The 8,071-nt window shown below is 71.3% G+C and carries 6 protein-coding genes; 1 reads left to right on the top strand and 5 read right to left on the bottom strand.

The window, feature by feature from the left end; translation table 11 throughout:
* Window positions 1-95: 95 nt before the first annotated feature.
* Together N1F89_RS06975 and dnaK are read right to left on the bottom strand one after the other, a co-directional pair.
* Window positions 96-1,214, bottom strand: a complete 1,119-nt coding sequence (locus tag N1F89_RS06975; protein ID WP_290082825.1) for an acyltransferase — start codon at window positions 1,212-1,214, stop codon at window positions 96-98.
* Window positions 1,215-1,517: 303 nt separating this feature from the next.
* Window positions 1,518-3,437: a molecular chaperone DnaK gene (gene dnaK / locus N1F89_RS06980; RefSeq protein ID WP_290082826.1), complete on the bottom strand. Its 1,920-nt coding sequence runs from the start codon at window positions 3,435-3,437 to the stop codon at window positions 1,518-1,520.
* A 244-nt stretch (window positions 3,438-3,681) separates the two neighbouring features.
* Here dnaK and N1F89_RS06985 point away from each other — a divergent pair, with 244 nt between their 5' ends.
* The gene (locus N1F89_RS06985; RefSeq protein ID WP_290082827.1) at window positions 3,682-4,767 is read left to right on the top strand and encodes a zinc metalloprotease HtpX; all 1,086 of its coding nucleotides are present in this window, start codon (window positions 3,682-3,684) and stop codon (window positions 4,765-4,767) included.
* Window positions 4,768-4,786: 19 nt separating this feature from the next.
* On the opposite strand, the gene N1F89_RS06990 is transcribed toward N1F89_RS06985, so the two are convergent.
* The 3 genes from N1F89_RS06990 to N1F89_RS07000 form a co-directional block, all read right to left on the bottom strand.
* Window positions 4,787-5,293, bottom strand: coding sequence for a DUF2269 family protein (locus N1F89_RS06990; RefSeq protein WP_290082829.1), 507 nt, complete (start codon window positions 5,291-5,293; stop codon window positions 4,787-4,789).
* A 155-nt stretch (window positions 5,294-5,448) separates the two neighbouring features.
* A complete protein-coding gene (locus N1F89_RS06995; protein ID WP_290082834.1) occupies window positions 5,449-6,435 on the bottom strand; it encodes a Gfo/Idh/MocA family oxidoreductase in 987 nt (328 codons plus the stop codon).
* A gap of 39 nt (window positions 6,436-6,474) precedes the next feature.
* Window positions 6,475-8,071, bottom strand: a 1,597-nt coding sequence (locus N1F89_RS07000; RefSeq protein ID WP_290082831.1) for a phenylalanine--tRNA ligase subunit beta, incomplete at its 5' end; no start/stop codon positions are given.

An 8,071-nucleotide genomic window follows, 5' to 3' on the forward strand; every position in this document is an offset into this window, starting at 1 on the left:
TTTAGTAAGCTCGGCCGCGGGATGCCATAGCCGATGCCGCAACAGGCGGGATTTTTTTGCTCCGTCCTGTGAAAAACCGGCCTCCGGGGCCGATTTCAGCCGGCGCCGCCGGCCTGCACGGCCGCCGCCGGGCGCGATGCGCCGCCGGTGCGCGCGGCGATGCGGCGCGCCACCGGCGTCTCGAAGAAGCGTTCCGAGAGCATCGCCGCAGCGATCGCCGCCGCCATCGGCAGGTACCAGTAGACGAAGAACGGCACCAGCCCCGTGCGCTCCAGGACGAGGCCCCACAGCCCGGCCAAGAGCACCGTCTCGACGACGGGATGCAGCAGATAGATGCCGAACGAGACGCGGCCGACCGGATGCAGCGGCGTCAGGAAGCGTGCGCCGGCCGGGTTGGCGTGCTCGGCGGCGGCGGCGAGATACAGCGCGCCGGTCAGCAGGGCCAGCACGAGATAGGGCTCGCGCTCGCTGTACATCGCCACGAGCGCGGCCAGGAAGGCGATCCACGCCGGCAGGTGGCTCGCCGCGCGCTGCGGCTGGTGCCGCACGGCGACCGCGACCAGGGCGCCGATGACGAAATCGGCGAACGCCCGGTAGGCGCCCCAGGTGTCGGCCAGCATCCAGTGCTCGAACGGGATCAGCCCGCCGGCCACCGCCAGCTCGAGCCCGGCCACCACCGCGGCGAGTAGGACCAGCAGCCCGGCCGCGCCGCCGACGCGGTAGACCAGCACGATGAGCGGGAACAGGAGGTAGCAGAACCACTCCGCCGACAGCGTCCAGCCGACATAGTTGAAGGCCAGGCCCTCGCTCAGTCCCCAGCCCTGCACCAGCAGGACGTGCTGCCAGAAGACCGCGAAGTCGTAGCGCCCGTGCCAGCGCGGCTCGAACAGGCCGGCCTGCGCGGCCAGCCCGACGGCGGCGAAGAAGGCGAGGGTGAACAGGTAGAGCGGGTAGATGCGCATCAGCCGGCGCACGAAGAAGCGGCCGATCGCCCGGCGCCCCTCGAGCAGCGTGTCGGCATAGCGCATCATGATCAGGAAGCCCGAGATCATGAAGAACATGTCCATCAGCGGCAGGAAGCGCTCCAGCACCTCCGAGGCCGGCCGCTGGTCGCCCGGCGCGTAGCGCAGGAAGTGATAGACCATGACCGCCAGCGCCGCCGAAAGCCGCCAGCTCTCCAGGATCCGAAAGTGTTGAACGGTACCCCTGGCCACGTCCCGCCCCGTTCCGCTCGTCCGATGGCCGGCATTCTGCCACAGCATTCCCCACCAGTGGTTGAAGCCGCCGTGCGATCTGCCGGCATGGTTAACCCGCGGCAGCGTCGCGAGCGTTTCCGGCCGGCGTGCACGGCGTGCTGCTCGCGAACGCGTGAAGGCGCCCGGTCGGTGCCAATTGGCAGGTCGGTGAAGCGCGGGCGGTCTCCGCGGCCGGCGGGCTGGCGGGCAGGGGCAAAAAAAAGAACCCGGCCGCGGGGGCCGGGTTCGATGGGTCTCTCGGAAAGAGCGGGAAGCGGCCGGTCAGGCCGACTTCTTCTTGTCGTCGTCGTCGTCGATCTCCTCGAAGTCGGCATCGACGACGTCCTCGCCTGACTTGCCTTCCTGGCTGCCGGCCTCGCCCTCGGCGGCGCCGGCCTGGTTGGCCTCGTACATCGCCTGGCCGAGCTTCATGGAGGCTTCGGCGAGCGCCGTGGTCTTGGCCTTGATGTCGTCGAGGTCATCGCCCTCGATCGCCGACTTGAGATCGGCGATGGCCGTCTCGATCGCCTGGCGATCCTCCTCGGAGACCTTGTCGCCGTAGTCCTTGAGCGACTTCTCCGACGAGTGCACCAGCGCCTCGGCCTGGTTCTTGGCCTCCACGCCCTCGCGGCGCTTCTTGTCGGCCTCGGCATTGGCCTCGGCGTCCTTGACCATCTTCTCGATCTCGTTGTCGCTGAGGCCGCCGGACGCCTGGATGCGGATCTGGTGCTCCTTGCCGGTGCCCTTGTCCTTGGCCGAGACGTTGACGATGCCGTTGGCGTCGATGTCGAAGGTGACCTCGATCTGCGGCACGCCGCGCGGCGCGGGCGGAATGCCCACGAGATCGAACTGGCCGAGCAGCTTGTTGTCGGCCGCCATCTCGCGCTCGCCCTGGAAGACGCGGATGGTGACGGCGGACTGGTTGTCCTCGGCCGTCGAGAACACCTGGCTCTTCTTGGTCGGAATGGTCGTGTTGCGCTCGATCAGCCGGGTGAACACGCCGCCCAGCGTCTCGATGCCGAGCGACAGCGGCGTCACGTCGAGCAGCAGCACGTCCTTGACGTCGCCCTGCAGCACGCCGGCCTGGATCGCCGCGCCCATGGCGACGACCTCGTCCGGGTTGACGCCCTTGTGCGGCTCCTTGCCGAAGAAGTTCTTCACCGTCTCCTGCACCTTGGGCATGCGCGTCATGCCGCCGACGAGCACCACCTCGTCGACCTCGCCGCTGCTCAGCCCGGCGTCCTTGAGCGCCGCGCGGCACGGCTCGATCGTGCGCTGCACCAGGTCGTCGACCAGCGATTCGAACTTGGCGCGCGTCAGCTTCATCGTCAGGTGCTTCGGCCCCGACTGGTCGGCGGTGATGAAGGGCAGGTTGATCTCGGTCTGCGAGGCCGAGGACAGCTCGATCTTGGCCTTCTCGGCCGCCTCCTTGAGGCGCTGCAGGGCGAGCTTGTCGGTCTTCAGGTCGATGCCCTGCTCCTTCTTGAACTCCTCGGCCAGGTAGTTGACCAGACGCATGTCGAAGTCCTCGCCGCCGAGGAAGGTGTCGCCGTTGGTCGACTTCACCTCGAACACGCCGTCGCCGATCTCCAGGATCGAGATGTCGAAGGTGCCGCCGCCCAGGTCATAGACGGCGATCGTCTTGCCTTCCTTCTTGTCGAGGCCGTAGGCGAGCGCGGCGGCCGTCGGCTCGTTGATGATGCGAAGCACCTCGAGGCCGGCGATCTTGCCGGCGTCCTTGGTCGCCTGGCGCTGGGCGTCGTTGAAGTAGGCGGGAACGGTGATCACGGCCTTCTCGACCGTCTCGCCGAGATAGGATTCGGCGGTTTCCTTCATCTTCTGAAGGATCATCGCCGAAATCTGCGACGGCGAGTACTGCTGGCCCTGCGCCTCGACCCAGGCGTCGCCGTTCGACGCCTTGACGATCTTGTAGGGGACCAGCTTCTTGTCCTTCTCGACCGTCGGATCCTCGTGCCGCCGGCCGATCAGGCGCTTGATCGCGAAAAGCGTGTTCTCGGGATTGGTGACCGCCTGGCGCTTGGCCGGCTGGCCGACCAGACGCTCGTCGGAATCGGTGAAGGCGACGATCGACGGCGTCGTGCGCGCGCCCTCCGCGTTCTCGATGACCTTGGCATCCTTGCCGTCCATGACGGCGACGCAGGAGTTCGTCGTTCCGAGGTCGATACCGATGACTTTAGCCATTGTTCTCTCCGCTTAGCAGACTGTTAGGACCCGTTTCGGCGTTCCACGCAACAGCCCCTGTCCAAAGAAAGCGCCGGCAGGGCGAGCTGCGACAGCGGCCCCGCGGCGTTGGCGCGTATATAAGGAGATGGCCAATCGGCTGCAAGGCAGCGGGCGGGGCGAATCCGCCACCCATTTCCGCCACTTGGCCGGCGCGGCGCGGGCCATCTCGGCAAAGCGCGCGGCCGGCCCCATATGAGGTGCCATGACGGACCGCGAACGCAGCCTGCTCGAGCAAAGACGCCACCGCGCGATCAACCGCGTGCACACCTGGCTGCTGGCCGGCGGCAGCCTGCTGCTGCTCGCCGTCACCGCCTGGGCCTTCGCCGGGCCGGTCGGCGTGGCCGCCGCGCTGCTCGTCGGCGGGTTCACCATGTGGGGCGTCGGCCATGTCAGCCCGCGCATCGTGCTCAACATGTACAAGGCGCGGCCGGTGGCGCCGACCGCCTTTCCCGACGGCGTGGCGCTGGTCGCCGAGCTCGCCCGCCGCGCCGAGCTGCCGCGGCCGCCGACGCTCTACGTCGTGCCCTCGCGCATGCTCAACGCCTTCGCCGTCGGTCGCCGCGAGGACGCCGCGCTGGCCGTCACCGACGCCATGGTGCGCGCGCTGACCTGGCGCGAGCTGGCCGGCGTGCTGGCGCACGAGATCAGCCACATCGCGCACGAGGACGTGCGGGTGATGGCGTTCGCCGACATGGTGTCGCGCTACACCTCGATCATGTCGACGGTCGGCATCCTCTCGCTGTTCCTCAACCTTGGCGGCTATGCGGCGGGCTACGGCGCGCAGATCCCGTGGCTCGCCGTCGTCGTGCTGATGGCCGCGCCGACGGTCGGCGCGCTGCTGCAGCTCGCCCTGTCGCGCACGCGCGAATACGACGCCGACCTCGGCGCGGTGATGCTGACCGGCGATCCGGACGGCCTCGCCGCGGCGCTGCGCAAGCTCGACCGCGCGCAGCGCCGCTCGTGGGAGACGGTGTTCCTGCCCGGCGGCCGCGCGCCGGACCCCTCGCTGCTGCGCACCCACCCGCCGACCGAGGAGCGCGTGCGCCGGCTGATGGCGCTCAAGGGGCAGGGCGGCGGCGCGCAGCCGCACGGCCGGCGTGCCGTGCGGCCCGGCCGCTCGATCGTGCCGTCGGTGCCGCTCGGCGGCCGGCACGGGCCGCTGTCGGGCGGGCCGTGGGGCCTGTCGGCGCTCGGCGAGGAAGCGACGCGGCCGGCCTGCGCCGACGGGCTGTGCGAGCCGGAGACCGGGCCGCGCATGCGGCTGCGCCGCGGCGGCGTGTGGTGGTAGCCGCGCTGCCCGCCTTGGCTCAAGCCGCCGGCCGCGCCGCCGCGCTTCGCCCGCCCTGCCGCCGCGCCAGCCCCGGACGCCACACGCCGAGCACGACATTGGCGACCGACAGCGCCATGACGACCCAGAGCGTCGCCCATTCGTGGGCGAGTGCGGCGGCGAGCGCGTCGGGCGCGGCCGTGCCCTCGGCGATGCGGCGCGACAGCGCCGCGGCATAGTCGGCCTTGGCGCCGACGATCGTCAGCACCCCCTTGAACATCAGGATGCCCATCGCCGCCTTGAGCCACACCCAGCGCTTGTCGAGGAAGGGCGTGTGGACGGCCATCGAGAGAAGGCCGGAGACCAGCGCGACGGCGAGCGACGGCATCAGCAGATAGTTGCTCACCGCCGCGATCGCCTGGCGAAGCTGCGCATAGGCGGCGGGCGTCTCCTGCGGCGCCAGGGCGAGCAGCAGCATGTAGACCGCGAGACCGCCGATCAGGCCGCAGGCGGCGAGGGTGTGAAGGCATTTCAGAAGCTTGCGCATGGGCCGCATCCCGCCTCTTATGGCCGGCTTCGCCGCCGGCCGGCCGGACTATAGCATGGTGCGGCCGGCCGGACCCGCCCGGCGCTCGCGGGACATGCGGCACGATCGGGCGGGATCGCGGCGAGGCCGCCGCGCCTCCTCGTCGGCGTCGCGCGTCAGACCGGCTCCCAGCCGTCATGCGCGGCCGCCCGGTAGATCGCGTCGATCACCCTCTGGTTGGCGAGCGACTGGTCGAGCGAGACGACCGGCACGTCCTCGCCGCGGGCGCGCCGGGCGAAGGCCTCGGCCTGCAGCCGGTACTGCCGCACGTCGGCGAAGCGGAAGGCGGTCGCCGTCGCGTGGCCGCGGTCGTGCAGCACCACCCGGTCGTCGCCGTAGATGCCGGCGTTGAACGGCGTCTCCACCTCGACGAAGCCGTCGGTGCCGTGAAACACCATCGCCTGGCGCGCGGCGAGCTGCGTGGCGACGTAGAAGGACAGCCGGAAGGCGCCGAAGTCGGCCGTCACCTCGGCCTCGACGTCGGTGCCGAACGCCGCGTCGCGCACGAGGCCGGCGCGCACCCGCAGCGGCTCGCGGCCGGTGGCGAAGCGGGTGGCGAGCACCGGATAGACGCCGATGTCGGGCAGCGCGCCGCCGCCGAGCTCGGGGCGGTTGCGCATGTCGTCGGGATCGCGGTTGTAGTAGGCAAAGGCGCCCTGCACCTGGCGCAGCCGGCCGATGGCGCCGCCGCCGACCAGCTCCCGCACCTTGTGCCATTGCGGGTGGTGCACGATCATGAAGGCCTCGGCCACCAGCACGCCGGCCCGCTCGGCCGCAGCGCGGACCGGCGCGATGTCGGCGGCCGACAGGGCCAGCGGCTTCTCGACCAGCACGTGCTTGCCGGCCTCGGCCGCGCGCACCGCCCATGCCACGTGATCGGAGGTCGGCAGCGGGATGTAGACGCCGTCGACGGCATCCGAATCGAGCAGCGCCTGATAGGAGCCGAAGGCGTGCGGCACGCCGAAGCGCGCCGCCAGCGCCGCCGCGCGCGGCTGCTCGCGGCTGGCGATCGCGGTCACCACGCCGTTGTCGGCGTCCTGCAGCTGCCACAGCACGTGCTCGCGCGCGATCTTGGCCGTCGACAGCACGCCCCAGCGAAACAGCGTCTGCGTCATGCGGCTCTCCCCGCCCGTGGCGGCCGGCTACCCCCGCAGCACGCCGCCGGTCTGCTTGCCGACATTGGCGACGATCTTGCTCGCCAGCGCCTCGAAATCCTCTTCCGTCAGCGTCTTGTCCTGCGGCTGGATGGCGACCTCGATGGCCAGCGACTTCTTGTCCGCGCCGATCGCCGCGCCCTCGAACACGTCGAACACGCGCACCCCGGCGATCAGCTTCTTGTCGGCGGCGGCGGCCGCGCGCGTCACCGCCGCGGCCTCGACCGCGCGGTCGACGACGAAGGCGAAGTCGCGGCGCACCGCCTGGAACGGCGACAGGTCGAGCCGCGGCCGGGTGCGCGTGGCGCGCGCCTTGGGCTCCGGAACGGCGTCGAGGAAGACCTCGAAGCCGCACAGCGGGCCGGTCGCGTCGAGCGCCTCCAGCACGCTCGGGTGGAACTCGCCGAAGCTGCCGAGCACGATCTTCGGGCCGAGCTTCAGCGTGCCGCTGCGGCCGGGGTGATACCAGTCCGGCCCGCCGGCCTCGACCTGCAGCTTGTCGACCGGCGCGCCGCACGCCTCCAGAACGGCGATCGCGTCGGCCTTGGCGTCGAACACGCCGACCGGCGTGGCATCGCCGGCCCAGTGCCGGCCGGGGCCTTCCAGGCGCGCGGTGCCGCGGCGCACGCCGCCGGCGACCCGGCGCTGCGCCTGCGGCGCGTCGCCCTCATAGGTGCCCGAGACCTCGAACAGCGCCACGTCGGCGAAGCCGCGGTCGGCGTTGCGCTGCGCGGCGGCGATCAGGCCGGGCAGCAGCGAGGGCCGCATGTCCGACATGTCGGCGGCGATCGGGTTGGCCAGCCTGAGCTCCGGCCGGCCGCCGCCGAACAGCGCGGCGTGGCGGCCCGGGATGAACGACCAGGTGACCGCCTCCATCATGCCGCGGCAGCCGAGCGCGCGCTTGGCGGCGCGGGTGCGCTGCTGCAGCGGCGTCAGGATGCGGCCGGCGACGCTGTCGTGGTTCTTCATCGGCGCCGCGGCGATGCGGTCGACGCCGTGGATGCGCATCACCTCCTCGACCAGGTCGGCCTTGCCCTCGACGTCGGGCCGCCAGGACGGCACGGCGACCTCGACCGTGTCGCCGTCGCCCGCCGGCTCGAAGCCGAGGCGGGCGAGGATCGCCAGGCTCTCCTGCCGGGGCACGGCGAGGCCGGTCAGCCGCTCGACCTCGGCGAGCGGGAAGGCGATGCGCGGGGCCGTGTAGCCGGCATAGCCGACCACCTCGGTCTCGCTCGGGCTGCCGCCGCACAGCTCGGTCACCAGATGCGTGGCGAGCTCGAGGCCGGGCACCATGAACTCGGGGTCGACGCCGCGCTCGAAGCGGTAGCGCGCATCGGTGATGATGCCCAGGTCGCGGCCGGTGCGGGCGATGTTGAGCGGCTCCCAGAGCGCCGATTCGATCAGCACGTCGGTCGTCGTCTCGTCGCAGCCCGAATGCTCGCCGCCCATCACGCCGGCGATCGATTCCACGCCGTTGTCGTCGGCGATGACGCACATCTCCGGCGTCAGCGCGTAGTCGCGGCCGTCGAGCGCCAGCACCGTCTCGCCGGCGCGCGCGCGGCGCACCACCAGGTCGCCGGCGACC

It is taken from the genome of Aquibium sp. A9E412 (genome assembly GCF_030398335.1).
GTDB lineage: Bacteria > Pseudomonadota > Alphaproteobacteria > Rhizobiales > Rhizobiaceae > A9E412.

Excerpts from the sequence above, each read along its gene's own strand:
- dnaK (WP_290082826.1), bottom strand. The coding sequence starts at position 3,437 with ATGGCTAAAGTCATCGGTATCGACCTCGGAACGACGAACTCCTGCGTC.
- N1F89_RS06985 (WP_290082827.1), top strand. The coding sequence starts at position 3,682 with ATGACGGACCGCGAACGCAGCCTGCTCGAGCAAAGACGCCACCGCGCG.
- N1F89_RS06990 (WP_290082829.1), bottom strand. The coding sequence starts at position 5,293 with ATGCGCAAGCTTCTGAAATGCCTTCACACCCTCGCCGCCTGCGGCCTG.